Source organism: Allobosea sp. GW821-FHT09G06 (assembly GCF_059416005.1).
Genome location: NZ_JBWKOI010000004.1, coordinates 1 through 26,183 on the forward strand (window position 1 = coordinate 1; position 26,183 = coordinate 26,183).

The following is a 26,183-nucleotide window of genomic DNA, read 5'->3' on the forward strand; positions in this document are numbered from 1 at the left end:
ATGGAAGAGAAGCTGCGCTTCGCCATCCGCGAAGGCGGTCGCACCGTCGGCGCCGGCGTCGTCGCCAGCATCATCGCGTAACGCGTTTGCGTGAGGGGCAAGGGCCCTTCGGGGCCTTTGCCTTTTCTCACGTCACGGAGAACTAAGACCATGAACGGTCAGAACATTCGGATCCGCCTCAAGGCGTTCGACCACCGCATCCTCGACGCTTCGACGCGCGAGATCGTGTCGACCGCGAAGCGGACGGGCGCTCAGGTCCGCGGACCGATTCCGCTGCCCACGCTCATCGAGAAGTTCACCGTCAACCGCTCGCCCCACATCGACAAGAAGTCGCGCGAGCAGTTCGAGATGCGGACCCACAAGCGGGTTCTCGACATCGTCGACCCGACCCCCCAGACGGTCGACGCCCTCATGAAGCTCGATCTCGCCGCCGGCGTCGACGTCGAAATCAAGCTCTGATCCGATTAAACGGGTCCTCTGTTTCCGGCGAACCCGGATGGACATGACCCCAAAGGAAGGTATGCACCGATGCGTTCCGGTGTGATTGCACAGAAAGTCGGGATGACCCGCATCTTCACGGATGCCGGCGAGCACATCCCGGTCACCGTGCTGAAGCTCGACAACTGCCAGGTCGTCGCGCATCGCACGATCGAGAAGAACGGCTATGTGGCCGTGCAGCTGGGCTCCGGCCAGGCGAAGGTGAAGAATGTCTCGAAGGCTGAGCGCGGTCATTTCGCGGTCGCCAAGGTCGAGCCCAAGCGCAAGGTGGTCGAGTTCCGCGTCAGCAATGACGCGCTGATCCCCGTCGGCGCCGAGCTGACCGCGGACCACTTCGTCGTCGGCCAGTTCGTCGACGTCTCCGGCACCACCACCGGTAAGGGTTTCGCCGGCGGTATGAAGCGCTGGAACTTCGGCGGTCTGCGCGCCACGCACGGCGTGTCGGTCTCGCATCGTTCGATCGGTTCGACCGGTGGCCGTCAGGACCCGGGCAAGACCTTCAAGAACAAGAAGATGCCGGGCCATCTCGGCGCCGAGCGCGTCACCACGCAGAACCTGCGCGTCGTCCAGACGGACGCCGAGCGTGGCCTGATCCTCGTCGAGGGTGCCGTTCCTGGCGTCGCCGGCGGCTGGATTCACGTCCGTGACGCCGTCAAGCGCGCTCTGCCGAAGGATGCGCCGCTGCCGGGCAAGTTCAAGGTTTCCGGCGAGGGCAAGGCGGATGAGGCTCCTGCGGCCCAGGCTGAGGAGAACGCGTGATGAAGTTCGATATCACCACTCTTGAAGGCAAGTCGGCCGGTTCGGTCGAGCTGTCGGATGAGGTGTTCGGCCTGGAGCCGCGCGCCGATCTGCTTGCCCGCATGGTCCGCTATCAGCTCGCCAAGCGCCGCGCCGGGACTCACAAGTCCAAGGGCCGCTCGGAAGTCGATCGCACCCGCAAGAAGATCTACAAGCAGAAGGGCACCGGCGGCGCTCGCCACGGCGCGGCTTCGGCTCCGCAGTTCCGCGGCGGCGGCAAGGCCTTCGGCCCGGTCCTGCGCGACCACGGCCATGATCTTCCCAAGAAGGTCCGCGCTCTCGCCCTGCGCCACGCGCTCTCGGCCAAGGCCAAGGATGCCGGCATCATCATCATCGATGACGTCACGCTGTCCGAGCCGAAGACCAAGGTGCTGCTCGGCCATTTCGGCAAGCTCGACCTGTCGAGCGCGCTGATCATCGGCGGCGCCGAGATCGACACGAACTTCGGCCTGGCGGCCCGTTCGATCCCGAACGTCGACGTCCTGCCGGTCCAGGGCATCAACGTTTACGACATCCTGCGTCGCGACAAGCTCGTCCTGACGCGCGCGGCCGTCGATGCGCTGGAGGCGCGCTTCAAATGAGCCAGTCCGCCAAGAACCTCGACCCGCGCCACTACGATGTGATCGTGGCGCCGGTCATCACCGAGAAGGCGACGATGCTCTCCGAGCATAACAAGGTCGTCTTCAAGGTTGCCAAGACCGCAACGAAGCCGCAAATCAAGGCGGCGATCGAGAAGCTCTTCGACGTCAAGGTGAAGAGCGTCAACACGATCGTCACCGAGGGCAAGGTCAAGATGTTCCGTGGCCGTCCCGGCCAGCGTTCGGACGTCAAGAAGGCGGTCGTGACCCTCGAAGAGGGCCACTCCATCGACGTGACCACGGGCCTGTGAGGGAAGCATCATGGCTTTGAAGAACTTCAAGCCGATCACGCCGAGCCTTCGCCAGCTCGTGATCGTCGACCGCAGCGAGCTCTACAAGGGCAAGCCGGTCAAGGTGCTGACCGAGGGCAAGAGCTCCTCGGGCGGCCGCAACAACCTCGGCCGCATCACCGTCCGCTTCCGCGGCGGTGGCCACAAGCGCACGCTGCGTCTCATCGACTTCAAGCGTCGCGGCAAGGCCGGCATCCCGGCGACCGTCGAGCGGATCGAGTACGATCCGAACCGCACGGCCTTCATCGCCCTGATCAAGTATCAGGACGGCGAGCTCTCCTACATCCTGGCGCCGCAGCGCCTGGCTGTCGGCGACACGGTCCTCGCGGGTGACTCGGTCGACGTGAAGCCCGGCAACGCGGCCCCGATGGGCTCGCTGCCGATCGGCACGATCGTGCATAATGTCGAGCTGAAGATCGGCAAGGGCGGCGCCTTGGCCCGTTCGGCCGGCAACTATGCCCAGATCGTCGGTCGCGACCAGGGCTACGTCATCGTCCGCCTGAACTCGGGCGAGCAGCGCCTGATCTCGGGCCTGTGCTATGCTACCGTCGGCGCCGTCTCGAACCCGGATCACATGAACCGGAACGACGGCAAGGCTGGTCGCTCGCGCTGGCTCGGCCGCCGTCCGCATAACCGCGGTGTCTCGATGAACCCGGTCGACCATCCGCACGGCGGTGGTGAAGGCCGGACCTCGGGTGGCCGTCATCCGGTCACGCCCTGGGGTCTGCCGACCAAGGGTAAGAAGACCCGCTCGAACAAGCGGACCGATACGTTCATCGTGTCGAGCCGTCACGCCCGCAAGAAGAAGAACTGAGGTCCGTCATGGCGCGTTCGCTTTGGAAAGGTCCGTTCGTCGACGGATACCTCCTGAAGAAGGCCGAGGTCGCCAGGACCTCGGCTCGTAATGAAGTTATCAAGATCTGGAGCCGTCGCTCCACGATCCTGCCGCAGTTCGTCGGTCTGACGTTCGGCGTCTACAACGGCCATAAGCATGTGCCGGTGAACGTGTCCGAGGAGATGGTCGGTCATAAGTTCGGCGAGTTCTCGCCGACCCGCACCTTCCACGGCCACGCTGCCGACAAGAAGGCGAAGAGGAAGTAAGCCATGGGTAAAGCATCCGCCCCCCGTGCGCTGCCCGAGAACGAAGCCACTGCGATCGCTCGCAACCTTCGCGTCTCGCCGCAGAAGCTGAACCTCGTCGCTCAGCTGATCCGTGGCAAGAAGGTCGCGACCGCGCTCGCCGATCTCGAGTTCTCGCGCAAGCGGATCTCGCTCGATGTGCGCAAGTGCCTCCAGAGCGCGATCGCCAACGCCGAGAACAACCATGATCTCGATGTCGACGATCTCGTCGTGGCACAGGCCTTCGTCGGCAAGGCGCTTGTCATGAAGCGCTTCCACGCCCGCGCCCGCGGCCGTGGCGCCCGTATCCTGAAGCCGTTCTCGAACATCACGATCGTGGTGCGCGAAGTGCAGGCTGCGAAGGCCTGAGGAGAGAACGATGGGTCAGAAAATCAATCCGATCGGCCTTCGCCTCGGCATCAACCGCACCTGGGACTCGCGTTGGTTCGCCAACAAGGGCGAGTACGGCAAGCTGCTTCATGAAGACATGGCCATCCGCGCCGCGCTCATGAAGCTGCTGAAGCAGGCCGCTGTCTCGAAGATCATCATCGAGCGTCCGCACAAGAAGTGCCGCGTCACCATCCACTCGGCTCGTCCGGGCGTGGTGATCGGCAAGAAGGGTGCCGACATCGAGAAGCTCCGCAAGGAAGTCTCGAAGCTCACCAAGGCCGACGTGACGATCAACATCGTCGAGGTGCGCAAGCCCGAGATCGACGCGACGCTCGTCGCCGACTCGATCGCCCAGCAGCTCGAGCGCCGCGTCGCTTTCCGTCGCGCCATGAAGCGCGCCGTGCAGTCGGCGATGCGTCTGGGCGCCGAGGGCATCCGCATCAACTGCTCGGGCCGTCTCGGCGGCGCCGAGATCGCCCGCCTCGAATGGTACCGTGAGGGCCGCGTGCCGCTGCATACGCTGCGCGCCGATGTCGATTACGGCGTCGCCACCGCTTTCACGACCTACGGGACGTGCGGCATCAAGGTCTGGATCTTCAAGGGCGAGATCCTGGAACACGACCCGATGGCCCAGGACAAGCGCCTCTCCGACGAGGGCGGCCGCTCCGGCGGTCGTGACCGTGATCACCGCGATCGCGATCGTCGCGAGCAGGCTGCGTAAGGCTGATCGAGAAGAGCCATGCTGCAACCAAAACGCACCAAGTTCCGCAAGCAGTTCAAGGGACGCATCTCCGGCGTCGCCAAGGGCGGCACGGACCTCAACTTCGGCCAGTTCGGCCTGAAGGCCCAGGAACCCGAGCGCGTCACCGCCCGGCAGATCGAGGCGGCCCGCCGCGCGATCACCCGTGCCATGAAGCGCGTCGGCCGTGTCTGGATCCGCGTGTTCCCCGACGTGCCGGTTTCGAAGAAGCCGACCGAAGTCCGCATGGGTAAGGGCAAGGGTTCGCCCGAGTTCTGGGCGGCCAAGGTCAAGCCGGGCCGGATCATGTTCGAGCTCGACGGCGTGCCCGAGGATATCGCCCGCGAGGCACTCCGTCTCGGGGCCGCCAAGCTGCCGATCAAGACGCGCTTCATCCAGCGCATTGCCGAGTGAGGGAGGGCAAGATGAAAATCACACAGCGTCAGTCCGACCTGAAGGCCATGAGCACGGACCAGCTCCAGGACGAGCTCCTGAAGCTCAAGAAGGAGCAGTTCAACCTGCGCTTCCAGAAGGCCACCGGGCAGCTCGAGAACACCGCGCGCGTCACTGAAGTGCGCAAGGACATCGCCCGCATCAAGACGCTGCAGCGGTCGAAGACCGTCGCGGCGAGCGCGTGAGGAGAGAATAATGCCTAAGCGCGTACTGCAGGGCGTCGTCGTCAGCGACAAGCAGAACAAAACTGTTGTGGTCAAGGTCGAGCGGCGTTATACGCACCCGCTCCTCAAGAAGACGGTGCGCCGTACGAAGAACTATCACGCCCATGATGAGGCGGGCTCGTTCAAGGTCGGCGACACGGTTTGGATCGAGGAGTCCAAGCCGATTTCCAAGCTGAAAAGCTGGGTTGTGCTCGAGGACGCCCCCAAGGCGTGATTCGAGACGGCTTCGCCCGGCCCCGAATCAGGGGCAGGGCGGGGCAGGAAAGAAGCCGGACATGTTTCTCCGCAAAGGTGGAAACCACTTTTGCGGATCGTGTTTTGTTTGAGGCCAGGGGGCGATCGACCCCCGTCAGTCGTAGTCCCGGGCGGCGCTGATGCGGTCCGGGAAACCGCGCTGATACACAGATTGGAAGGATCAAGGCCATGATCCAGGTGCAGACGAATCTCGACGTCGCCGACAATTCCGGCGCGCGTCGCGTGATGTGCATCAAGGTTCTCGGCGGGTCGAAGCGGCGCTATGCCCGCATTGGCGACATCATCGTCGTTTCGATCAAGGAAGCCATTCCGCGCGGTCGCGTGAAGAAGGGCGACGTCATGAAGGCGGTCGTCGTTCGCACCGCCAAGGACGTCAAGCGCCAGGACGGTTCGGTGATCCGCTTCGACCGCAATGCGGCCGTGCTGATCAACAACCAGAAGGAGCCGGTCGGCACGCGTATCTTCGGACCGGTTCCGCGCGAGCTGCGCGCCAAGAACCACATGAAGATCATCTCGCTGGCGCCGGAGGTGCTGTGATGGCTGCTAAGATCAAGAAGGGCGACAAGGTCGTCGTGCTCGCTGGTCGCGACAAGGGCAAGTCGGGCGAAGTGTTGCAGGTTCTGCCGAAGGATGCCCGCGCCGTCGTGCGTGGTGTCAACCTCGTCAAGAAGCACACCAAGCAGTCGCAGACGTCCGAGGGTGGCATCATCTCGAAAGAGGCCACCATCGACCTGTCGAATATCGCCGTGGCCGATCCCAAGGACGGCAAGCCGACCCGCGTCGGTTTCAAGGTGCTCGATGACGGCCGCAAGGTCCGTTTCGCCAAGCGTTCGGGGGATCTGATCGATGGCTGAGGCTCAGCAGGGCGCGCTCTCGCCGCGCATGAAGAAGCATTACGAGGACGTCGTCCGTCCCGCGATGATCGCCGAATTCGGCTACAAGAACGTCATGGAAGTGCCGACGATCGAGAAGATCGTCATCAACATGGGCGTTGGTGAAGCGACGGCCGACCGCAAGAAGGTCGATGTTGCAGCCGGCGACCTCGCCATGATCGCCGGCCAGAAGCCGGTCATCACCAAGTCCCGCCTCGCCATCGCCGGCTTCAAGCTGCGCGAGAACATGGCGGTCGGCTGTAAGGTCACGCTGCGCAAGACCAAGATGTTCGAGTTCGTCGACCGGCTCGTCACCATCGCCTTGCCGCGCGTGCGCGACTTCCGGGGCCTCAACCCCAAGTCGTTCGACGGGCGCGGCAATTTCGCGCTCGGGATCAAGGAGCACATCGTGTTCCCCGAGATCAATTACGACAAGGTCGACCAGGTCCTGGGTATGGACGTGATCGTCTGCACGACTGCGAAGTCGGACGACGAGGCACGCGCTCTGCTCAAGCACTTCAACTTCCCGTTCCGGCAGTGAACCTAAGCGTTCATACGCGGAAACCAGGAGAGATCGATGGCTAAGAAAAGCTCCGTCGAGAATAACGAGCGCCGCAGGAAGCTGGTGAAGAAATTCGCCGGCCGCCGGGCTCGCCTTCTCGCGATCGCCAATGACGACAACCAGCCCATGGACGAGCGTTTCCTCGCCCGCCTGAAGCTGGCTGAACTGCCGCGCAACTCGGCCAAGATCCGTATTCGCAACCGCTGCGAAGTCACGGGTCGTCCGCGCGCGTTCTATCGCAAGCTCAAGATGTCGCGTGTCGCGCTGCGTGAGCTCGGCAACAAGGGGCTGGTTCCCGGCCTCGTCAAGTCGAGCTGGTAAGGAGGACTGGAACAATGGCAATCATTGATCCGCTCGGCGATATGCTGACCCGCATCCGCAATGCGCAGATGCGTCGCAAGTCCCGCGTTTCCACCCCTGGCTCGAAGCTGCGCGCCCGCGTGCTCGACGTGCTGCAGTCCGAGGGCTATATCCGCGGCTACAGCCAGACCGAGTTCGGCAACGGCCGTACGGAGTTCGACATCGAGCTGAAGTATCACGAGGGCCAGCCGGTCATCCGGTCGATCTCGCGTGTTTCGAAGCCCGGCCGCCGCGTTTACTCGTCGGTCGAGACCATGCCGCGCGTGGCCGATGGCCTTGGCGTGACGATCGTCTCGACCCCGCGTGGCGTGATGGCCGATCATGTGGCCCGCGAGCAGAACGTGGGCGGCGAAGTGCTCTGCAAGGTCTTCTGACCTTACAGGCGCCCCGCTCACTTTCAGGAGAGATCCAAATGTCTCGTATCGGTAAGAAGCCGGTTTCGGTTCCCGCGGGCGTCACCGCCACGGTCACCGGCCAGCTGGTCAAGATCAAGGGCTCGAAGGGCGAGCTCTCCTTCACGGTTCCCGACGACGTGTCGGTTGCCCTGGAGGACGGCGCGATCGCGGTTCAGCCGCGCTCGCAGTCGAAGCGCGCCCGTGCGCTCTGGGGCACCTCGCGCGCCCGCATCAACAATCTCGTCGTCGGCACCACTGCCGGCTTCGAGAAGAAGCTTGAGATCAACGGCGTCGGCTACAAGGCCGCCGTCAACGGCAAGGTGTTGAAGCTGTCGCTCGGCTACAGCCACGACATCGACTACGAAATCCCGGCCGGTGTCGCGATCGTGACGCCGAAGCCGACGGAAATCGTCGTCACCGGCATCGACAAGCAGGTCGTCGGCCAGACTGCCGCGGAGATCCGCGACTATCGTGGCCCCGAGCCCTACAAGGGCAAGGGCGTCAAGTACGCCGGCGAATTCATCTTCCGCAAGGAAGGCAAGAAGAAGTAAGGACGCCAGCCATGAGCAAGCAGAACGATGTGACTGCGCGCCGCAAGGCCCGCGTCCGCCGCGCGATCAAGGCGGTTGCCAATGGTCGCCCGCGCCTGTCGGTGCACCGCACCGGCAAGCAGATCTACGCCCAGGTCATCGACGACGTGAACGGGGTCACCCTCGCTTCCGCCTCGTCGCGGGACAAGGATGTGCGCGAGCAGATCAAGTCCGGCGCGAATGTCGAGGCCGCCGGCCAGATCGGCAAGATCGTCGCCGAGCGCGCGGTCAAGGCCGGCGTGACGGAAGTGGTCTTCGACCGCGGCCCTTACATGTACCATGGCCGCGTCAAGGCGCTGGCCGATGCGGCCCGCGAAGCTGGTCTCAGCTTCTGAGGTTATCGGGTTTCGCCCGGCCGGCGTTCGCGCGCCAGCCGGGCGGTATCCGTTTCTCGATCATCGTGCGCCCGAACGGTTGCGGTCACGATGATCGATTGGTGCTTGGAGCATCGGAAATTTCCGAAAGGTGGTACCCACTTTTCGGTCCGATGCTCAGCTTCCCCGCGCAATGACGCACGGGGTTAGGCTCGAGCGAGCGGCGGGGCTTCGATCCTCGTCCGCGCAAGTAAGAGGACAGACACATGGCTAGAGAGCCGCGTGAGCGTAAAGACCGGGAAACGGAAGTTTCCGAATTCGTGGACAAGCTCGTCCACATCAACCGCGTCGCCAAGGTGGTGAAGGGTGGTCGTCGCTTCGGCTTCGCCGCGCTCGTCGTCGTCGGCGACCAGAAGGGCCGCGTCGGCTTCGGCCACGGCAAGGCTCGTGAAGTTCCCGAGGCGATCCGCAAGGCGACTGAAGCTGCCAAGCGCGGCCTCGTCCGCATTCCGCTGCGCGAGGGCCGTACCCTCCATCACGACGTGCAGGGCCGCCACGGCGCCGGCAAGGTCGTGCTGCGCGCGGCTCCCGCTGGTACCGGCATCATCGCCGGCGGCCCGATGCGCGCCGTCTTCGAGGCGGTCGGCATGCAGGACGTCGTGTCGAAGTCGCTCGGCTCCTCCAACCCGTACAACCTCGTGCGCGCCACCTTCGACGCGCTGAAGAACGAGGACAGCCCGCGCTCGGTCGCGGCTCGTCGCTCGCTCAAGGTTTCGGCCCTGCAGACCCGTCGCCGCGATGCCGGCACGGATGCGGCCGCGGAAGCGTGAGGGGGACACCATGGCAAAGGCTGAGAAGACCTTCACCATCGAGCAGATCGGTTCGCCGATCCGCCGCGAGGCCACCCAGCGCCAGACCCTCATCGGTCTCGGCCTGAACAAGATCCGCCGCCGCTCGACCCTCCAGGACACCCCCGCGGTGCGTGGCATGGTCGAGAAGGTGAAGCACCTCGTGCGCGTCATCGACGCTAAGTGAGGAGGGCGACACATGAAACTCAACGAGATTCGTGACAACGAAGGCGCTCTGAAGCAGCGCATCCGCGTCGGCCGTGGCATTGGCTCCGGCAAGGGCAAGACTGGTGGCCGCGGCGTGAAGGGTCAGACCTCGCGCGCCGGCGTCGCCATCAAGGGCTTCGAAGGCGGCCAGATGCCGCTGTATCGTCGCCTGCCGAAGCGCGGCTTCAACAACCTCTTCGCCAAGGATCTGAACGAGGTGAACCTCGGTCGCATCCAGCAGGCGGTGGAAGCCGGCAAGCTCGATGCCAAGGGCACCGTGACCATCGAGGCGCTCGTCGCCGCCGGTGTCATCACCCGCCAGGCCAAGGACGGCGTCAAGATTCTGGGCGTCGGCGAGCTCAAGACCAAGCTTGCTTTCGAAGTCGCGGGCGCGTCCAAGTCGGCCGTCGCTGCGATCGAGAAGGCTGGCGGTTCAGTCAAGATTCTGGCTGCCGCTTCACAGGCGTGATCCGAACGCCTACATGACGTTTGCGAACGGCGGCCGGGCCCAGCGCCTTGGCCGCCGTTTGACTGTTTGACGCAAGGCACGAATCCGCAGACAGCACGCACGCGTGCGTTGGCAGATGTGCTTCCAGAGCATCGGACCGAAAAGTGGAATCCACTTTTCGGATCGATCCGATGCTCCGACAATGAGATAGATCATCGTTACCGCGTCCGGTAGGACGCGCGATGATCTTGGACCAGTTTGAGACCCAGGGACCGGACGCATGGCATCGGCGGCTGAACAGCTTGCGGCGAACCTCAATTTCGGGGCTTTCGCCAAGGCGGATGAACTCAAGAAGCGAATCTGGTTCACGCTGGGCGCGCTGGTCATCTACCGGCTCGGCACCTATATTCCGCTGCCCGGCATGAACCCGGATGCGGTGGCCGATCTGTTCCGCCAGACCCAATCCGGCATGCTCGGCATGTTCAACATGTTCTCGGGCGGCGCGGTCGGGCGCCTCGCGATCTTCGCGCTGGCGATCATGCCCTACATCTCGGCCTCGATCATCGTGCAGCTGCTCTCCAGCGTCGTGCCGAGCTTCGAGGCGCTGAAGAAGGAAGGCGAGCAGGGCCGCAAGACCCTGAACCAGTACACCCGCTACCTGACCCTCGTGCTGGCCGTGTTCCAGGCCTATGCGATCGGCGTCGGCCTGCAGGGTTCGGGCAATCTCGTGCTGCAGCCGGGGCCGTTCTTCCTGCTCTCCACGACGATCACGCTGGTCGGCGGCACGATGTTCCTGCTCTGGCTGGGTGAGCAGATCACCAGCCGCGGCATCGGCAACGGCACCTCGATGATCATCTTCGCGGGCATCATCGCCGAGTTCCCCTCGCAGCTTGCCCAGACCTTCGAGCTCGGCCGCCAGGGCGCGATCTCGACCGGCCTGCTGCTCGGCGTGCTCGTGATGGCGATCTGCGTCATCGCCTTCTGCGTGTTCATGGAACGCGCCCAGCGCCGCCTGCTGATCAACTATCCGAAGCGTCAGGTCGGCAACCGGATGTATGAGGGCCAGACCTCGTTCCTGCCGCTGAAGCTCAACACCGCCGGCGTCATCCCGCCGATCTTCGCCTCGTCGCTGCTGCTGCTGCCGACGACCGTCGCGAGCTTCCAGCAGGCCTCGGGCGGCACCGGCTTCCTGTCGACCATGGCGACCTATCTGGCGCATGGCCGGCCGCTGTTCATGATCCTCTACGCGGCGCTGATCATCTTCTTCTGCTTCTTCTACACCGCGATCGTGTTCAATCCGGTCGAGACGGCCGACAATCTCAAGAAACATGGCGGCTTCATGCCGGGCATCCGGCCGGGCGAGCGGACCGCCGAGCATATCGACCGCATCCTCACGCGCATCACCGTTCTCGGCGCAGGATATTTGACGATTGTCTGCCTTATCCCCGAGTTCATGATCACCTATGCTCAGATCCCGATCATCCTGCTGGGCGGCACTTCGCTGCTCATCGTGGTGACGACGACGATGGACACCGTGGCGCAAGTTCACGGACATCTGCTGGCCCATCAGTACGAGGGGCTGGTCAAGAAGGCCAAGTTGCGAGGAGCGAGGCGCTAAATGCGGTTGATTTTCCTGGGGCCGCCGGGGGCGGGTAAGGGCACTCAGGCGGCGCGCATCGTCGCGAAGCACGGCATTCCGCAACTTTCCACTGGCGATATGCTGCGCGCGGCCGTCGCCAACGGCACGCCGGTCGGCCAGAAGGCCAAGGCCGTGATGGATGCGGGCGGGCTGGTCTCGGACGAGATCGTCATCGGCATCGTTGCCGACCGTATCGAAGAGGCGGATGCCAAGAAGGGCTTCATCCTCGACGGCTTCCCGCGGACGCTGGCGCAGGCCGAAGCGCTCGACCGGATGCTGGACGGCAAGGGCCTGAAGCTCGACGCCGTGCTTGAGCTCAAGGTCGACCAGACCAAGCTCGTCGACCGCATCGTCCGCCGCGCCGAGGAGGCGAGGGCGGCCGGGCAGCCGGTGCGCAAGGATGACGATCCGGAGGTCTTCAAGACCCGGCTCGAAGCCTATAACCGCGATACGGCCGTGGTCGCGCCCTATTACGAGAAGCGTGGCCAGCTGACGGCGATCGACGGCATGCAGCCGATCGACGATGTCTCGCAGGCGATCACGGACGCGCTTTCGGTCGCCGCTCAGGGCTGATCGGCTCTCCAGCGGAACCCGTTCGAACCCGGGCGGACCTCACGGTCCGGCCGGGTTCTTCGTTTCCGCGGTGCGCTTTTGCGTGGATGCCTTTGCCTTTTATCGGCCTGCCCGTGCGTTGACAGGCCCACCCCCGGCGGATGTGCTGAGGCTCAATCCGCGCAAAGCGGTGGCAAGCGTCCGTCGACCGGGTGACGAAATGTCTTTCCGGGTCCGGAGGCAGGACAGGGAGCAGGCGCATGACGAGGTTTGGTGCATTGCTGGTCGCGAGCACGCTGGCGCTGATGCCGGCAGCGGCGCGGGCACAGGACGCGGTGAAGATCGGCATCCTCAACGATCAGTCGGGCAACTATGCCGAGTTCGGCGGGTTGGGCTCGGTCGAGGCGGCGAAGCTCGCGATCGAGGATTTCGGCGGCTCGGTGCTGGGCAAGCCGATCGAGATCGTCTCGGGCGACCATCAGAACAAGCCGGACATCGCCGTCGGGCTGGCGCGGCGCTGGTACGATGTCGATGGCGTTACCGCGATCGCAGACCTCACCAACTCCGCCGTTGCGCTGGGGGTGGCCGGCATCGCCAAGGAAAAGCAGAAGATCGCGCTCTATAACGGCCCCGCGACGACGCGCCTCTTCAACGAAGACTGTTCGCCGACCGGCTTCATGTGGACCTTCGACACGGCAACCTCGGCCAAGGGCACGGCGCTCTCGGTCCTGCGCGAAGGCGGCGACAGCTGGTACATCATCGCCGCCGACTATGCCTTCGGCCATCAGCTCACCGCCGATATCGAATCGATCGTGAAGGCCAATGGCGGCAAGACGCTGGGCACGGTGCGCGCGCCGTTGTCGACGCCGGACTTCTCATCCTTCCTGCTGCAGGCGCAGGCCTCGAAGGCCAAGATCGTCGCCTTCGCCAATGCCGGCACGGACACGATCAACTCGATCAAGCAGGCGGGCGAGTTCGGCCTGGTCGATGGCGGGCAGAAGCTCGCCGCCATGGTCGTGGTGCTGAGCGACGTCCACGGCCTCGGCCTCGACAAGGCCAAGGGGCTGATCACCACGACCGCCTATTACCATGACGCCGACAAGCCGAGCCGCGACTTCGCCGATCGCTACATGGCGCGGACCAAGAAGATGCCGGGCATGATCCAGGCCAGCGTCTATTCGTCGGTGCTGCATTATCTCAAGGCCGTGAAGGCGGCCGGCACGGCGGCCGGCCCCGCGGTCGCGGCCAAGATGAAGGAAATGCCGGTCGAGGATTTCTACGCGCCGGGAGCGAAGGTCCGCGAGGATGGTCGGCTGATGAACGACATGCTGCTGGTCGAGGTGAAGAAGCCCACCAATTCGAAGGCGCCGTGGGACTACTTCAAGGTCGTCCGCAAGATTCCGGCGGCCGAGATCATCGCGCCGCTCTCGGAGAGCAAGTGCAGCCTGGTGAAGAAGTAAGGGTTCGCGCTTGAGTCCGTCGTTCCGGGCGCGGTTCCGCCGCTTGCCTGGAATGACGGAGCCCTTATATAGCAATCGCGGCTACCGCCTTGACCTCGCAGCGCTTCGGCCACTTCACCGGCCTTGGCATGTTTCTTGGTTGCGACGGGTTGACTCGTTGCGGCCAACCCGTTAACGAGCCGCAATCCGGTTTCATGGGAGCGATGCCGTTGCCTTCGCGAGAAGGGACGACGTCGCATTATCGCGTGGAGCCGTTCAACGTCCTGCACGAGCCGGCCTCCACCGGACGCAGGATTTTCCCCACCGCCGGGGTGCCATCGGGTGCTTCGGCCGACATGGAGATGAGATCATGGCTCGTATCGCGGGCGTCAACATTCCCACCGGCAAGCGCGTCGTCATCGGCCTGCAGTACATCCACGGCATTGGCGCGGCCAAGGCCCAGGAGATCGTCGAGAAGGTCGGCATCGCGCCGGAGCGCCGCGTCAACCAGCTGACCGACGCCGAAGTCCTGCAGATCCGCGAGACGATCGATCGCGACTACCTCGTCGAGGGCGATCTGCGCCGTGAAGTCTCGATGAACATCAAGCGCCTGATGGACCTCGGCTGCTATCGCGGCCTGCGTCATCGCCGCTCGCTGCCGGTCCGCGGTCAGCGCACGCACACCAACGCCCGTACCCGCAAGGGCAAGGCGAAGCCGATCGCCGGCAAGAAGAAGTGATTTCGGCGGGCCGCTAGTCGGCCCGTTGTCTATACGCCGGCCGGTCCTCTCGGGCCGCCGGCATCCCCAGCGCCTGGCATGACGGGCGCGCCTGAAGGATGGAAGAAGAGATATGGCCAAGGAAGCCCAGCGCGTCCGTCGTCGCGAACGCAAGAACATCGTCTCCGGCGTCGCGCATGTGAACGCCTCGTTCAACAACACCATGATCACCATCACCGACGCGCAGGGCAACACGATCTCGTGGTCGTCGGCCGGCACGATGGGCTTCAAGGGCTCGCGCAAGTCGACCCCTTACGCCGCTCAGGTCGCCGCCGAGGACGCCGCCCGCAAGGCTGCCGAGCACGGCATGCGCACCCTCGAGGTCGAGGTGACCGGTCCGGGTTCGGGCCGCGAGTCGGCTCTTCGCGCTCTCCAGGCCGCGGGTTTCACTGTGACCTCGATCCGCGACGTGACGCCGATCCCGCACAATGGCTGCCGCCCGCGCAAGCGCCGTCGCGTCTGACGCCTGACTTGTAGCCTTGAAGGCGCCCGCAGGGGCGGGCGCCTGTCCGGGGCGGCGGTGGCCGCCAGATGAATTCAGCACCAGGAGTGCGGTCGTGATCAGCAAGAACTGGCAGGATCTTTCCAAGCCGAACAAGCTCGAAGTGAAGGTCGGAGACGACCCGAAGCGTCAGGCGACTGTGGTTGCGCGTCCGCTCGAGCGCGGCTTCGGCATGACGCTCGGCAATGCGCTCCGTCGCGTGCTGCTGTCGTCGCTCCAGGGCGCGGCCGTGACCGCCGTCCAGATCGACGGCGTCCTCCACGAGTTCTCCTCGATCCCGGGCGTCCGTGAGGACGTCACCGATATCGTCCTCAACATCAAGGCCGTCGCGGTCAAGATGCAGGGCGAGGGTCCGAAGCGCATGACCCTGCGCAAGTCCGGCCCGGGCACCGTCACCGCCGGCGACATCAACACCATCGGCGACGTCTCGATCCTGAACCCGGACCTCGTGCTCTGCACGCTGGACGACGGGGCCGAGATCCGCATGGAGTTCACGGTCAACACCGGCAAGGGCTATGTCCCGGCCGAGCAGAACCGTCCCGAGGACGCGCCGATCGGCCTGATCCCGGTCGATAGCCTGTATTCGCCGGTCAAGAAGGTCTCCTACCGCGTCGAGAACACCCGCGAGGGCCAGAACCTCGACAAGGACTCGCTGACGCTGGCGATCGAGACCAACGGCTCGGTCACCCCCGAGGACGCGCTGGCGCTCGCCGCCCGCATCCTGCAGGACCAGCTCGCGGTGTTCATCACCTTCGAGGAGCCGCGCAAGGAAGAGGCCGTCTCGACCGCGCCGCAGCTGCCCTTCAACCCGGCGCTGCTCAAGAAGGTCGACGAGCTCGAGCTCTCGGTCCGCTCGGCGAACTGCCTCAAGAACGACAACATCGTCTATATCGGCGACCTCATCCAGAAGTCCGAGGGCGAGATGCTGCGCACCCCGAACTTCGGCCGCAAGTCGCTGAACGAGATCAAGGAAGTGCTGGCGACCATGGGCCTGCACCTGGGCATGGACGTCCAGGGCTGGCCGCCGGAGAACATCGAAGAGCTCGCGAAGCGCTTCGAGGAGCACTACTGAGTCTAACGGCGCGGGAGGCATCCCGCGCCAACCCCGCCCGACTCATCCGAGCCGGAGCATAAGGAACGGCCGTACCGTGGCACGGCGGCCGTAAGCAACGAAGGAGCCAAACAATGCGTCACGGTTTCCGCGGTCGTCGTTTCAACCGCTCGGCTGAGCATCGCCAGGCGATGTTCGCCAACATGGCTCAGGCCCTGATCAAGCACGAGCAGATCACCACCACTTTGCCCAAGGCGAAAGATCTGCGTCCGGTCGTCGAGAAGCTCATCACCCTCGGCAAGCGCGGCGACCTGCACGCCCGCCGTCAGGCGATCGCGCAGATCAAGGATGTCGAGCTGGTCGGCAAGCTCTTCGCGGTCCTCGGCCCGCGCTACAAGGAGCGCAACGGCGGCTATCTCCGCATCATGAAGGCGGGCTTCCGCTTCGGCGACAACGCCCCGATGGCGATCATCGAGTTCGTCGATCGCGACGTCGACGCCAAGGGCAAGGATTCCGGCCCGGTCTTCACGGCGGAAGACGAAGCCGCCTGATCGGCTTTGCTCTAGCGAATCTCTGAAGAGGCGGCCTCGGGGCCGCCTCTTTTTTTGTCTGCACCCGTCTGGCAGGGCGTTTTCGCCGCAACAGCGCCCCGATCCTGGCGCTTCTCGTGAAAGGCAGGTTTGGCTCTTGCCGCCGGGGCGCGATTGCACGACATGTCGGTACGGAACCGGAGCGTCGCCATGCGGTATAGCTCCGGCAAGATGCAGCGAGGATGCCCCCGCGGACGCGGGGCGTCAGGATGAGGATGAGCATGACCCATCGCTTTGCAGGCAAGAGGACGGCTTTGGCGGCAGCGGCTCTCGCTAGTGCCCTGATGGCGGGCGTTGCGACATCGCCGGCTGTCGCCCAGCAGCGCCAGGTGCCCGAGACGCGCGAGCAGGTGACGCTCTCCTTCGCGCCGCTGGTCAAGCAGACGCAGGCCGCGGTCGTGAACGTCTATGGCGCGCGCGTCGAGAAGCGTCCGCAGAACCCCTTCATGGACGATCCGTTCTTCCGCCGCTTCTTCGGCGATGGCGGCTTCGGCGTGCCGCGCGAGCGGGTGCAGCGCTCGCTGGGCTCCGGCGTCATCGTCGATGCCGGCGGAGGGCTCGTGGTCACGAACAACCACGTCATCGAGAATATGAGCGAGGTGAAGGTTGCCTTCGCCGACAAGCGCGAGGTCGAGGCGACGATCCTGCTGCGCGACCCGCGGACCGATCTCGCCGTGCTCAAGCTCGCCGACGCGAAGAACCTGACCGCGATCGAGCTCGCCGATACCGACGAGCTCCAGGTCGGCGACATCGTGCTCGCCATGGGCAATCCCTTTGGCGTCGGCCAGACGGTGACGCAGGGCATCGTCTCGGCGCTGGCGCGCACGCAGATCGGCGTCGGCGACGCGCAGTCCTTCATCCAGACCGATGCGGCGATCAATCCCGGCAATTCGGGCGGCGCGCTGATCGACATGAAGGGTCGCGTCGTCGGCATCAACACCGCGATCTATTCGCGCACCGGCGGCAGCGTCGGCATTGGCTTCGCTATTCCCTCGGCGATGGTGCGCCTTGTCGTCGAGAGCGCCAAGAGCGGCGCCAAGACGGTGAAGCGTCCCTGGTTCGGGGCGCGGCTACAGGTCCTGACGGCCGATGTCGCGGATGGGCTCGGGCTCGACCGGCCGGCTGGTTCCGTCGTCGCCAGCGTGGTCGAGAAGGGCCCCGCGGACCAGGCCGGCCTGAAGCGCTCGGACGTCATCCTCTCGGTCGACGGCTTTGCGGTCGATGATCCCGAATCCTTCGGCTACCGCTTCGCCACCCGGCCGATCAGCGGCACGACGATGCTGACCGTGCTGCGCGCCGGCAAGCGCATCTCGATCCCGGTGAAGCTCGTCGCCGCGCCCGAGACCCGGCCGCGCGACATGGTGAAGCTGACCAGCCGCTCGCCGCTCGCCGGCCTGACCGTCGGGAACATGTCGCCGGCGCTGGCCGAGGAGCTCTCGGTCGATACCGGCAACGAGGGCGTCGTCGTCAGCGAGGTCGAGGAGGGCAGCACAGCCGCCAATGTCGGCTTCCTGAAGGGCGACATGATCAAGGCGCTGAACGGCGAGCAGATGACAACTTCGCGCGAGGTCGAATCGATCCTCAAGGACCGCAAACGCGCCTGGGAGGTGACGATCATCCGCAACGGCCAGACGATCACCTCGGTCTTCCCGGGGTGAGCGACCTGTTCGCAGCCTCGGGGCTGGACAAGTCCGGCCCACGGCCCCTTGCCGACCGTTTGCGGCCGACGACGCTGGCCGAGGTCGCCGGGCAGGAGCACCTGACCGGGCCAGACGGCGCGCTGACGCGGCTCGTCGCCTCCGGCACGGTCGGCAGCCTGATCTTCTGGGGCCCGCCCGGCACCGGCAAGACGACGGTGGCGCGGCTGCTCGCGGGGCTCGTCGATCTCGGCTTCGAGCAGATCAGCGCGATCTTCTCCGGCGTCGCCGATCTCAAGAAGGTGTTCGAGGCGGCGCGCGGGCGCAGGCTCGGCGGCCGGGGCACGCTGCTCTTCGTCGACGAGATCCATCGCTTCAACCGCGCCCAGCTCGACGCCTTCCTGCCGGTCATGGAAGACGGCACGATCACGCTGATCGGCGCGACCACGGAAAATCCGTCCTTCGCGCTCAACGCGGCTCTGCTGTCACGGGCGCGGGTGCTGACCTTCAAGTCGCTGGACGAGGGCTCACTGCTCTTCCTGCTCGGCCGGGCCGAGGTTCTGGAAGGCCGCGAACTGCCCCTGACGCCGGAAGCGCGGCTGGCGCTGGCGCGTTTCGCCGACGGCGACGGGCGTGCCGTGCTGACGCTGGCCGAGGAAATCTGGCGGGCCGCGAAGCCCGGTGAAATCCTCGACGAGCACGGCCTCTCCGATGTCGTCCAGCGCCGTGCGCCGATCTATGACAAGACGCAGGACGGGCACTACAACCTGATTTCTGCCCTCCACAAGACGATCCGCGGCTCCGACCCGGACGCGGCGCTCTATTATTTCGCGCGCATGCTCGATGCCGGCGAAGATCCGCGCTTCCTGGCGCGGCGGCTGGTGCGGATGGCCGTCGAGGATATCGGGCTCGCCGATCCGCAGGCGCTGCTGCATGCCCGCGCCGCGGCGCAGACCTATGAGCAGCTCGGCACCCCCGAGGGCGAGCTCGCGCTCGCCAATTGCGTGATCTATCTGGCGACCGCGCCGAAATCGAACGCGGCCTATAACGCCTACAAGGCGGCCGTGCGGGTCGCGAAGGAGCGGGGCTCGCTGACGCCGCCCAAGACCATCCTCAACGCGCCGACCAAGCTGATGCGCGAGGAGGGCTACGGCGCCAACTACGCCTATGACCACGACCAGCCCGACGCCTTCTCCGGACAGAACTATTGGCCGGATGCGCTCGGCCGACAGCGCTTCTACGATCCGCCCGAGCGCGGCTTCGAACGCGAAATCCGCAAGCGGCTGGAATACTGGGAACGGCTGCGGCAGGAGCGGGGAGAGTAGGGATGCAATTGCTGGCGCGCCTGCTCCTGATCGTGCCCTCGATTATCGCGGGCTGGTTCGTCCCGAAGGACGATGTCTCTTACTGGGTCGTGGCCTTCGTGATCGCGCTGGTCTTCATCGTGCTGACCATCGCCTTCGAGCTCTATGTGCATCCCTGGCTGCGGCAGCGGCGGGGGCGGTAGCTGGTTCAGCGGCGGCAGGTGAACGGCAGGAAGGTGCCGGACATGCCGCTGTTCATCGCCATCAGGACGAGCCGGTTGGCCAGCTCCAGCTCCTCCTTGCTGCGCGCGCAGACCTCGGCGCGGGCCTGGCAGTTAGAAGCCAGGAAGGCATCGTGGCTGGCAAGGAACTCAGCGCCCAGGCCCTTCTTGCCGAGATAGGCGATCGACTGGTCATAGGCCTTCTTGTAGCGGTTGCATTTCTCCGTCGGCCAGTCCGTGCCGCTGCTCTGCTGTGCTAGGACGGCTGTGCTGGTGAGGGCGACCATGGCGGCGGCGAGCCCCGCTTTGCCGATTTGAGACCGAAGACCCATCGTTTGCATTCCCATCGCTGCTTTCGGGCGCATTGCTGATGCCCGGCTGCACGGAAGCCGTGCAATTGCGGCGGATTTCGTTTGTGCAAGGCGGCTGTGCGCTCTATTCCACAGCGATGATCTCCACCGCTTTCGTTTTTGTAGGCGCCGGCATCGGCGGCGCCCTGCGCCACGGCATCAATGTCGTGTCGCCGCGCTGGTTCGGCATGGGCTTTCCCTATGGGACCATGGCCATCAACGTCATCGGCTCGGCGCTGATGGGCCTGGTCGCCGGCTGGTTTGCCTTCCGCGCCGGCGAAGGCATGCCGCAGGACCTGCGCCTCTTCCTGGCGACGGGCATCCTCGGTGGGTTCACCACTTTTTCGGCCTTCTCGCTCGATGCCGTCCTGCTCTGGGAGCGCGGCGAGGCGATGCTGGCTGCCACCTATGTGATCGGCTCGGTCGTGCTGTCGCTGGCGGCGCTGGTCGGTGGTCTTGCTGTGATGCGGAGCATGTCATGAAGACGGGCGGCAAAGGCCCCGGCAGCAAGGGCGCTGGCGGCAAAGGTACGGGCGGCAAGGGTGCCGGCAACTCCCCTCGTGGCGGCAAGCCGCCATCGGCCGGCGCTCCGCGCGGCAAGCGGCCGAGCCATGATGCCCGGCGCCGCGCTGCGGCGCGCCCGGCCGGCGGCGAGGAGCGCGTGCAGCGCGCTGTCCGTCCGCGGCCCGTGGAGGAAGCTCCCAAGCCGACCCGTGCCGAGGTCAAGGCCGAGACCGCCAAGGTGCTCTCGACCGGCGTGCAGCAGCTCGTGGTTACGCCCGACGAGAACGAGATGCGGATCGACCGCTTCCTTGAGTCGCGTTTCCCGCAGCTCTCCTTCAGCCATATCCAGCGCATCGTCCGGAAGGGCGAGTTGCGCGTCGATGGCAAGCGCGCCGATAGCAAGGACAGGCTCAGCGAGGGCCAGACCGTACGTATCCCGCCGCTGAAGCTGGAGGAACAGGCGGAGCGCCCGCGCTCGGCCAAGGCCGATGCTGACACGATCGGTTTCCTGCGCTCGATCACGCTCTATGAAGACGACGACGTCATGGTCCTCAACAAGCCGGCCGGCCTCGCCGTGCAGGGCGGCTCGGGCACGACGCGCCATGTCGACCAGATGCTGGAAGCGCTGACGGCCAAGGACGGGCAGAAGCCGCGCCTCGTCCATCGCCTCGACAAGGACACGGCCGGCTGCCTCGTCATCGCCAAGTCGCGCTTCGCGGCGGCGACGCTGGCCAAGACCTTCCGCTCGCGCTCGGCCCGCAAGGTCTACTGGGCGCTGGTCGCGGGCGTGCCGCGCGTGCGCCAGGGCCGGGTCTCGACCTATCTCGCGCGCGAAGAGGCCTATGACGGCGACCAGCGCATGGCCGTCGCCAAGCATGGCGACGATGGCGCGATGCATGCCGTGACCTACTATGCGGTGGTCGAGACGGCGGCGCAGAAGCTCGGCTGGCTCTCGCTGAAGCCGGTGACCGGGCGCACGCATCAATTGCGCGCTCATGCTGCCCATATCGGCCATCCGATCATCGGCGACCCCAAATACTTCAACATCCAGAACTGGGAGCTGCCGGGCGGCATCCAGAACAAGCTGCACCTGCTGGCGCGGCGGATCGTGCTGCCGCATCCGCGCGGCAAGGGCACGATCGATGTCAGCGCGCCGCTGCCGCCGCATATGCGCCAGAGCTGGAACCTGCTCGGCTTCGACGACGCGCCTTACGACCCGATCGTCGAGGCACCGGACGAGTGACGCCTCTCTTGCCTCTCCTCGGGTGATGACGAAACGTAAGAGAACAGTTGCGGAACAAAACGCTTTCTGTTCTAACTATGTTCTCGTCATCGGAGGGGCTGACCATGCGTTCGGTTTTGATCGTTACCGCCTTCGTTCTCGGCCTTGGCGGAGCCGCACAGGCGCAGAATGCCGCGCCGGCCAAAGCGCCTGCGCCGACACCTGCTGCGACATCTGCGGATGAGCCGATTCCGCGGGCTGAGCGGGCCAAGGCCCGGCAGGATTGCGTGTCCGAGAATGTCGCTCTGACCGGTGACGACCTGCGCGCCGCGATGCGCATCTGCATGCAGGGCAAGTTCCCGGGCGTCCAGCTTTATGCCCGTGACGGCGTGACCCGCGATGGCAAGCCGACCGCGGTCGCGGCGCGGGCCGCCTGCAAGGAAGAGGTCGACGCGCGCAAGCTGGAAGGTTCCACGCGCATCGCGGCGTTGACCGCCTGCTTCAACGGCAAGCGGCCGGACCTCGCGCAGCGCTCCGAATGCCGCAAGGAGGCGCGGGGCAAGGGGCTCGATGGCGCCGATCTGCGCAAGGCGGTGGAGAGCTGTGCCCGCGAGGCCAAGGGCTGAGCTTCGTGGGATGGAGCCATGCCGGGCCTGCAGTGGATTGCCGGGGCGATCCGGGCTAAAGCGCCGGGATGGACCTCATCATCTTCGATCTCGACGGCACGCTGATCAATTCCGAGGCGATCATCCTCGAAGCGCAGTATGAGACCTTCAGGCGCTGCGGGCGGGTTCATCCGGGACGTGAGGCGGGCTTGGGCATCGTCGGACTGACCCTGGATATCGCGATGGCGCAGCTCGCCGGGCTTGCCGAGCCGGACGATTTGCTGACCGAGACCTATCGCCAGGTCTTCAGCGCGATGCGGGTGCAGGCGGAGAGCGATCCGTCGCTGGACGAGCCGCTCTTCGCAGGCGTCGCGGAAACGCTGGCGGAACTCAAGCGCCATGGCGGGCTGAAGCTCGGCGTCGCCACCGGCAAGTCGCGCAAGGGCGCCGAGTTCATCGTCGCCCGGCATGGCTGGCAGGGGCTGTTCGACACGGTGCAGTCGGCCGACGATGCGCCCTCGAAGCCGCATCCCGGCATGATCCAGCGGGCGATGGCGGAGACGGGAGCTGCGCCCGCGCGCACGGCGATGGTCGGCGACAGCTCCTTCGACATCGAGATGGCGGTCGCTGCCGGCGTGGTGCCTGTCGCCGTGTCCTGGGGCTTCCAGCCGGTCGAGAAGCTCGTCTCGCTTGGCGCCCGGCATGTCCTGCGCGCGTTCCCGGAGCTGCCGGCGGCGCTGGGATTGTCCAAGGCCGTGGCGGCGTAGAGCCGCCCGAAGCTTTGCCTTTCCAGGCGGGATTCATCGCCGTCCGAACCTGCCTGTGCGGCTTGCTGTCCGGGCGTTCGGCCGCTGCCGTTCGCCGGGAGGATTCCGGCAACATGCCGCGGCCCAGTAACATCCTCGCAACCACGCCGACTCAGTTCCGTTTAACCTGAATAACCGTTCAGATTTGCGCATTAACCACCTGATGCCGAGGCGGGGTGCATGGTGTTCCCACAGCAGGAACGTACCGGCACAAAACAACGCCGGACAGGGGTTCGAACATGATGGATCATGAGCTTCGTGAATTCGTCGATCGCGTGATGGATCGCCGCGCGATCGACGAAGAAGACGTCAAGATGCTTCACCGTGACATCTTGAGCGATATCGTCATCACGCGGGATATCGTCGATGTTCTCATCGCGCTCGACCGAGCCGTGCCGCTCAACTGCAAGGCTTACGCGGATTACCTCGTGGCGCTGGTCGTCGACTTCGCCGTCTGGGAGAACCGCCCGACCGGTGTGATCGACCGCGACAAGGCGCATTGGCTGGTGACGACGCTTTCGGCCGGCGAGGGGCCCACCGCGACGGCCCAGCGCATCGCCAGCGAGATCGTTCGTGAGGCCGAGCATTGCGACGAGACGCTGCTCGCCTTCGCCTTCGCCAAGGGCGCGGCGAAGGATGTGATCCGGGCCGGCGTCGGCGCCGCCCCGCGCATCGTCCTGCTCGCGAGCTGAGCTAGGCGTCAATCTCGGGCTTGACCCGGGAAGCTCAGGCCGGAAGAGGGAGCCCCTTCCGGTGAAAGATGCCCGGGTCAGGGCCGGGCATGACGGCGTTGGGGAGGCGCTCCCGCGATTAACTCGGCGCCCGAGCCTGTGCATCCTTGCACAACGGCTTGGCCTATAGCCGACTTTCGCATCGGTGGACGGCAGTTGCGGCATCCCATAGACCCCGGCTATTGCAGTCTGGTCTGAAGCCGGGAGTGGCCGCGCATGTTCTCGAAGATCCTGATCGCGAACCGCGGCGAGATCGCCTGCCGTGTCATCAAGACGGCGCGGCGGATGGGCATCAAGACGGTCGCCGTCTATTCGGACGCGGATCGCGATGCGCTGCATGTCGAGATGGCCGACGAGGCCGTGCATATCGGCGCCGCACCCGCCGCCCAGTCCTATCTGCTGATCGACAAGATCATCGATGCCTGCAAAGCAACGGGCGCTGAGGCCGTGCATCCCGGCTATGGCTTCCTGTCCGAGCGCGAGGCCTTTGCCCAGGCACTGAAGGATAACGGCATCGTCTTCATCGGCCCCAATCCCGGCGCGATCGCGGCTATGGGCGACAAGATCGAATCGAAGAAGGCGGCGGCCGCGGCCAAGGTCTCCACCGTGCCGGGCTTCCTCGGCATCATCGAGAGCCCCGAGCATGCCGTGACCATCGCCGACGAGATCGGTTATCCCGTGATGATCAAGGCTTCGGCCGGCGGCGGCGGCAAGGGCATGCGCATCGCCCATTCTTCGGCTGAGGTGGCGGAGGGCTTCGCCCGTGCCAAGTCGGAAGCGGCGTCCTCCTTCGGCGACGACCGCGTCTTCGTCGAGAAGTTCATCGTCGATCCCCGCCATATCGAGATCCAGGTTCTCGGCGACAAGCACGGCAACGTCATCTATCTCGGCGAGCGCGAATGCTCGATTCAGCGCCGCAACCAGAAGGTGCTGGAGGAGGCGCCGTCGCCGCTGCTCGACGAGGCGACCCGCAAGAAGATGGGCGAGCAGGCGGTCGCGCTGGCCAAGGCCGTGAACTACGACTCGGCCGGCACGGTCGAGTTCGTCGCCGGGCAGGACAAGTCGTTCTACTTCCTCGAGATGAACACCCGTCTTCAGGTCGAGCATCCGGTGACGGAGATGGTCACCGGCATCGACCTCGTCGAGCAGATGATCCGCGTGGCCTTCGGCGAGAAGCTCGCGATCACGCAGGCGGATGTGAAGCTCGATGGCTGGGCGGTGGAGAGCCGCGTCTATGCCGAGGATCCGACCCGCAACTTCCTGCCCTCGACCGGCCGGCTCGTGACCTATCGGCCTCCGAGCGAGGGGCCGGATGGCGAGGCGATGGTGCGCAACGACACCGGCGTCTTCGAGGGCGGCGAGATCTCGATCTATTACGACCCGATGATTGCGAAGCTCGTCACGCATGCACCGACGCGCGAGGCCGCGATCAAGGCGCAGGCGCGCGCGCTCGATGCTTTCGCCATCGACGGTATCCGCCACAACATCCCCTTTGTCGCCGCGGTGATGCAGCATCCGCGCTGGATTGCCGGCAATCTCTCCACCGGCTTCATCGCCGAGGAGTTCCCCGAGGGCTTCTCGCTGCCGGTGCCGCAGGGCGAGACGGCGCAGCGCATGGCGGCGATCGCCATCGCCTGCGACCACCGCATGAACCAGCGCAAGCGCAACGTCTCGGCGCAGATGGAAGGCTGGCGCAAGGTCTCCTTCGACCGCCTGCGCATCGTGCAGCTCGGGCCTGAGCGCTTTGAGGGCGAGGTGACGGAGCGGGGCGGGGCGGTGGTTATCGCCTTCCAGGGCCGCAGCGTCAGCGTCGCCAGCGACTGGGTGCCGGGCGAGCCGGTCTGGCACGGCACGCTGGACGGGGTGAAGGTCGCGGCGCAGGTCAGGCCGATCCTGAACGGCGTCGCGCTCGGCCATGCCGGCGCCTATGCCAATGCCCATGTCTATACGCAGCGCGAGGCGGAACTCGCCGCGCTGATGCCGGAGAAGGTCGCGGCCGATACCGGCAAGTTCCTGCTCTGCCCGATGCCGGGCCTGGTCAAGTCGATCGGGGTCACGGTCGGGCAGGAGGTCAAGGCGGGCGAGCCGCTCGCCATGGTCGAGGCGATGAAGATGGAGAACGTGCTGCGCGCCGAGAAGGACGTCACCATCGCCAAGATCCTGGCGAAGGAGGGCGACTCCCTCGCGGTCGACGCCGTCATCATGGAATTCGCCTGAGGATATCGCTGCCGCTTCCGGCGGGCGATGCGATT

At 65.5% G+C, this 26,183-nt stretch carries 39 protein-coding genes; 38 read left to right on the forward strand and 1 reads right to left on the reverse strand.

All coding sequences use genetic code 11. The features are described from left to right. The 32 genes from AC07NY_RS19110 to AC07NY_RS19265 all read left to right on the forward strand — a co-directional run. Window positions 1-81 (forward strand): EF-Tu C-terminal domain-related protein (locus AC07NY_RS19110; RefSeq protein ID WP_082617441.1); only part of this gene is annotated, 81 nt, incomplete at its 5' end. Between the two features lie 69 nt (window positions 82-150). Continuing rightward, entirely contained in the window at window positions 151-459 is a 309-nt protein-coding gene (gene rpsJ, locus AC07NY_RS19115; protein ID WP_043237115.1) for a 30S ribosomal protein S10, read from the forward strand. 69 nt (window positions 460-528) lie between these two features. Beyond that, entirely contained in the window at window positions 529-1,257 is a 729-nt protein-coding gene (rplC, locus tag AC07NY_RS19120; protein WP_257732007.1) for a 50S ribosomal protein L3, read from the forward strand. Beyond that, complete coding sequence (gene rplD / locus AC07NY_RS19125; RefSeq protein WP_492286608.1) at window positions 1,257-1,877, forward strand: 50S ribosomal protein L4; 621 nt, start codon at window positions 1,257-1,259, stop codon at window positions 1,875-1,877. Before rplC ends, rplD begins: the two co-directional genes overlap by 1 nt. Beyond that, window positions 1,874-2,185 carry a 50S ribosomal protein L23 gene (locus tag AC07NY_RS19130; protein WP_047582026.1) on the forward strand — a complete coding sequence of 104 codons (312 nt, stop codon included), beginning with the start codon at window positions 1,874-1,876 and terminating at the stop codon, window positions 2,183-2,185. The genes rplD and AC07NY_RS19130 overlap by 4 nt, the downstream gene beginning before the upstream one ends. A 10-nt stretch (window positions 2,186-2,195) precedes the next feature. Next, window positions 2,196-3,038, forward strand: a complete 843-nt coding sequence (rplB, locus tag AC07NY_RS19135; RefSeq protein WP_492286607.1) for a 50S ribosomal protein L2 — start codon at window positions 2,196-2,198, stop codon at window positions 3,036-3,038. An 8-nt stretch (window positions 3,039-3,046) separates the two neighbouring features. Then, window positions 3,047-3,325, forward strand: a complete 279-nt coding sequence (gene rpsS, locus AC07NY_RS19140) for a 30S ribosomal protein S19 (protein ID WP_265059847.1) — start codon at window positions 3,047-3,049, stop codon at window positions 3,323-3,325. 3 nt (window positions 3,326-3,328) lie between these two features. Continuing rightward, complete coding sequence (gene rplV, locus AC07NY_RS19145) at window positions 3,329-3,712, forward strand: 50S ribosomal protein L22 (RefSeq protein ID WP_047582031.1); 384 nt, start codon at window positions 3,329-3,331, stop codon at window positions 3,710-3,712. A 10-nt stretch (window positions 3,713-3,722) separates the two neighbouring features. Further along, complete coding sequence (rpsC, locus tag AC07NY_RS19150) at window positions 3,723-4,454, forward strand: 30S ribosomal protein S3 (RefSeq protein ID WP_149128654.1); 732 nt, start codon at window positions 3,723-3,725, stop codon at window positions 4,452-4,454. 18 nt (window positions 4,455-4,472) lie between these two features. Next, window positions 4,473-4,886, forward strand: coding sequence for a 50S ribosomal protein L16 (gene rplP, locus AC07NY_RS19155; protein WP_492286606.1), 414 nt, complete (start codon window positions 4,473-4,475; stop codon window positions 4,884-4,886). An 11-nt stretch (window positions 4,887-4,897) separates the two neighbouring features. Further along, window positions 4,898-5,110 carry a 50S ribosomal protein L29 gene (gene rpmC, locus AC07NY_RS19160; protein WP_047582036.1) on the forward strand — a complete coding sequence of 71 codons (213 nt, stop codon included), beginning with the start codon at window positions 4,898-4,900 and terminating at the stop codon, window positions 5,108-5,110. A gap of 10 nt (window positions 5,111-5,120) precedes the next feature. Continuing rightward, entirely contained in the window at window positions 5,121-5,363 is a 243-nt protein-coding gene (gene rpsQ / locus AC07NY_RS19165) for a 30S ribosomal protein S17 (protein WP_199085553.1), read from the forward strand. A 209-nt stretch (window positions 5,364-5,572) separates the two neighbouring features. Continuing rightward, window positions 5,573-5,941, forward strand: a complete 369-nt coding sequence (gene rplN / locus AC07NY_RS19170) for a 50S ribosomal protein L14 (RefSeq protein WP_038365406.1) — start codon at window positions 5,573-5,575, stop codon at window positions 5,939-5,941. Further along, complete coding sequence (gene rplX, locus AC07NY_RS19175) at window positions 5,941-6,258, forward strand: 50S ribosomal protein L24 (RefSeq protein ID WP_377838317.1); 318 nt, start codon at window positions 5,941-5,943, stop codon at window positions 6,256-6,258. Before rplN ends, rplX begins: the two co-directional genes overlap by 1 nt. Then, window positions 6,251-6,817: a 50S ribosomal protein L5 gene (rplE, locus tag AC07NY_RS19180; protein ID WP_492286605.1), complete on the forward strand. Its 567-nt coding sequence runs from the start codon at window positions 6,251-6,253 to the stop codon at window positions 6,815-6,817. The genes rplX and rplE overlap by 8 nt, the downstream gene beginning before the upstream one ends. A 36-nt stretch (window positions 6,818-6,853) precedes the next feature. Then, window positions 6,854-7,159 carry a 30S ribosomal protein S14 gene (rpsN, locus tag AC07NY_RS19185; protein WP_199085556.1) on the forward strand — a complete coding sequence of 102 codons (306 nt, stop codon included), beginning with the start codon at window positions 6,854-6,856 and terminating at the stop codon, window positions 7,157-7,159. A 14-nt stretch (window positions 7,160-7,173) separates the two neighbouring features. Beyond that, complete coding sequence (rpsH, locus tag AC07NY_RS19190; protein WP_047582049.1) at window positions 7,174-7,572, forward strand: 30S ribosomal protein S8; 399 nt, start codon at window positions 7,174-7,176, stop codon at window positions 7,570-7,572. Between the two features lie 38 nt (window positions 7,573-7,610). After that, window positions 7,611-8,144 (forward strand): 50S ribosomal protein L6, encoded by a 534-nt coding sequence (rplF, locus tag AC07NY_RS19195; protein WP_492286604.1) that lies wholly within the window; start codon window positions 7,611-7,613, stop codon window positions 8,142-8,144. Window positions 8,145-8,155: 11 nt separating this feature from the next. Next, a complete protein-coding gene (gene rplR, locus AC07NY_RS19200) occupies window positions 8,156-8,518 on the forward strand; it encodes a 50S ribosomal protein L18 (protein ID WP_492286603.1) in 363 nt (120 codons plus the stop codon). Window positions 8,519-8,763: 245 nt separating this feature from the next. Beyond that, entirely contained in the window at window positions 8,764-9,327 is a 564-nt protein-coding gene (gene rpsE, locus AC07NY_RS19205) for a 30S ribosomal protein S5 (RefSeq protein ID WP_047582054.1), read from the forward strand. Window positions 9,328-9,337: 10 nt separating this feature from the next. Next, a complete protein-coding gene (rpmD, locus tag AC07NY_RS19210; RefSeq protein WP_441470735.1) occupies window positions 9,338-9,532 on the forward strand; it encodes a 50S ribosomal protein L30 in 195 nt (64 codons plus the stop codon). 12 nt (window positions 9,533-9,544) lie between these two features. Continuing rightward, window positions 9,545-10,021 (forward strand): 50S ribosomal protein L15, encoded by a 477-nt coding sequence (rplO, locus tag AC07NY_RS19215; protein WP_047582058.1) that lies wholly within the window; start codon window positions 9,545-9,547, stop codon window positions 10,019-10,021. Between the two features lie 259 nt (window positions 10,022-10,280). Then, a complete protein-coding gene (secY, locus tag AC07NY_RS19220) occupies window positions 10,281-11,618 on the forward strand; it encodes a preprotein translocase subunit SecY (RefSeq protein ID WP_257732000.1) in 1,338 nt (445 codons plus the stop codon). After that, the gene (locus AC07NY_RS19225; RefSeq protein WP_492286602.1) at window positions 11,619-12,212 is read left to right on the forward strand and encodes an adenylate kinase; all 594 of its coding nucleotides are present in this window, start codon (window positions 11,619-11,621) and stop codon (window positions 12,210-12,212) included. A gap of 239 nt (window positions 12,213-12,451) precedes the next feature. After that, window positions 12,452-13,651 carry an ABC transporter substrate-binding protein gene (locus AC07NY_RS19230; protein WP_494585148.1) on the forward strand — a complete coding sequence of 400 codons (1,200 nt, stop codon included), beginning with the start codon at window positions 12,452-12,454 and terminating at the stop codon, window positions 13,649-13,651. A gap of 349 nt (window positions 13,652-14,000) precedes the next feature. Beyond that, window positions 14,001-14,369: a 30S ribosomal protein S13 gene (rpsM, locus tag AC07NY_RS19235; RefSeq protein ID WP_112581136.1), complete on the forward strand. Its 369-nt coding sequence runs from the start codon at window positions 14,001-14,003 to the stop codon at window positions 14,367-14,369. Window positions 14,370-14,481: 112 nt separating this feature from the next. Beyond that, on the forward strand, window positions 14,482-14,871 hold the full coding sequence (gene rpsK, locus AC07NY_RS19240; RefSeq protein WP_043237079.1) for a 30S ribosomal protein S11: 390 nt from the start codon (window positions 14,482-14,484) through the stop codon (window positions 14,869-14,871). A 94-nt stretch (window positions 14,872-14,965) separates the two neighbouring features. Further along, window positions 14,966-15,982, forward strand: coding sequence for a DNA-directed RNA polymerase subunit alpha (locus tag AC07NY_RS19245; RefSeq protein WP_257731996.1), 1,017 nt, complete (start codon window positions 14,966-14,968; stop codon window positions 15,980-15,982). Window positions 15,983-16,095: 113 nt separating this feature from the next. Continuing rightward, entirely contained in the window at window positions 16,096-16,512 is a 417-nt protein-coding gene (gene rplQ, locus AC07NY_RS19250) for a 50S ribosomal protein L17 (RefSeq protein WP_061967384.1), read from the forward strand. Window positions 16,513-16,772: 260 nt separating this feature from the next. After that, window positions 16,773-18,209, forward strand: coding sequence for a Do family serine endopeptidase (locus tag AC07NY_RS19255; RefSeq protein ID WP_494585149.1), 1,437 nt, complete (start codon window positions 16,773-16,775; stop codon window positions 18,207-18,209). Continuing rightward, window positions 18,206-19,513, forward strand: a complete 1,308-nt coding sequence (locus AC07NY_RS19260) for a replication-associated recombination protein A (protein WP_494585150.1) — start codon at window positions 18,206-18,208, stop codon at window positions 19,511-19,513. The genes AC07NY_RS19255 and AC07NY_RS19260 overlap by 4 nt, the downstream gene beginning before the upstream one ends. A 2-nt stretch (window positions 19,514-19,515) precedes the next feature. Continuing rightward, window positions 19,516-19,695: a hypothetical protein gene (locus tag AC07NY_RS19265; RefSeq protein WP_492286598.1), complete on the forward strand. Its 180-nt coding sequence runs from the start codon at window positions 19,516-19,518 to the stop codon at window positions 19,693-19,695. Window positions 19,696-19,700: 5 nt separating this feature from the next. On the opposite strand, the gene AC07NY_RS19270 is transcribed toward AC07NY_RS19265, so the two are convergent. Continuing rightward, window positions 19,701-20,045 carry a hypothetical protein gene (locus AC07NY_RS19270; protein ID WP_494585151.1) on the reverse strand — a complete coding sequence of 115 codons (345 nt, stop codon included), beginning with the start codon at window positions 20,043-20,045 and terminating at the stop codon, window positions 19,701-19,703. Window positions 20,046-20,161: 116 nt separating this feature from the next. Between AC07NY_RS19270 and crcB the strand changes: the two genes are divergently transcribed. The 6 genes from crcB (at window position 20,162) to AC07NY_RS19300 (ending at window position 26,148) form a co-directional block, all read left to right on the forward strand. Next, window positions 20,162-20,545 carry a fluoride efflux transporter CrcB gene (gene crcB / locus AC07NY_RS19275; protein ID WP_494585484.1) on the forward strand — a complete coding sequence of 128 codons (384 nt, stop codon included), beginning with the start codon at window positions 20,162-20,164 and terminating at the stop codon, window positions 20,543-20,545. Next, a complete protein-coding gene (locus AC07NY_RS19280) occupies window positions 20,542-21,810 on the forward strand; it encodes an RluA family pseudouridine synthase (RefSeq protein WP_494585152.1) in 1,269 nt (422 codons plus the stop codon). The genes crcB and AC07NY_RS19280 overlap by 4 nt, the downstream gene beginning before the upstream one ends. A 104-nt stretch (window positions 21,811-21,914) precedes the next feature. After that, window positions 21,915-22,415 (forward strand): hypothetical protein, encoded by a 501-nt coding sequence (locus tag AC07NY_RS19285; protein ID WP_494585153.1) that lies wholly within the window; start codon window positions 21,915-21,917, stop codon window positions 22,413-22,415. Window positions 22,416-22,483: 68 nt separating this feature from the next. Continuing rightward, on the forward strand, window positions 22,484-23,161 hold the full coding sequence (locus AC07NY_RS19290; protein ID WP_494585154.1) for an HAD-IA family hydrolase: 678 nt from the start codon (window positions 22,484-22,486) through the stop codon (window positions 23,159-23,161). A gap of 278 nt (window positions 23,162-23,439) precedes the next feature. Further along, on the forward strand, window positions 23,440-23,892 hold the full coding sequence (locus tag AC07NY_RS19295; RefSeq protein ID WP_494585155.1) for a hypothetical protein: 453 nt from the start codon (window positions 23,440-23,442) through the stop codon (window positions 23,890-23,892). A gap of 255 nt (window positions 23,893-24,147) precedes the next feature. Next, window positions 24,148-26,148 (forward strand): acetyl-CoA carboxylase biotin carboxylase subunit, encoded by a 2,001-nt coding sequence (locus tag AC07NY_RS19300; protein ID WP_494585156.1) that lies wholly within the window; start codon window positions 24,148-24,150, stop codon window positions 26,146-26,148. Window positions 26,149-26,183 lie beyond the last annotated feature (35 nt).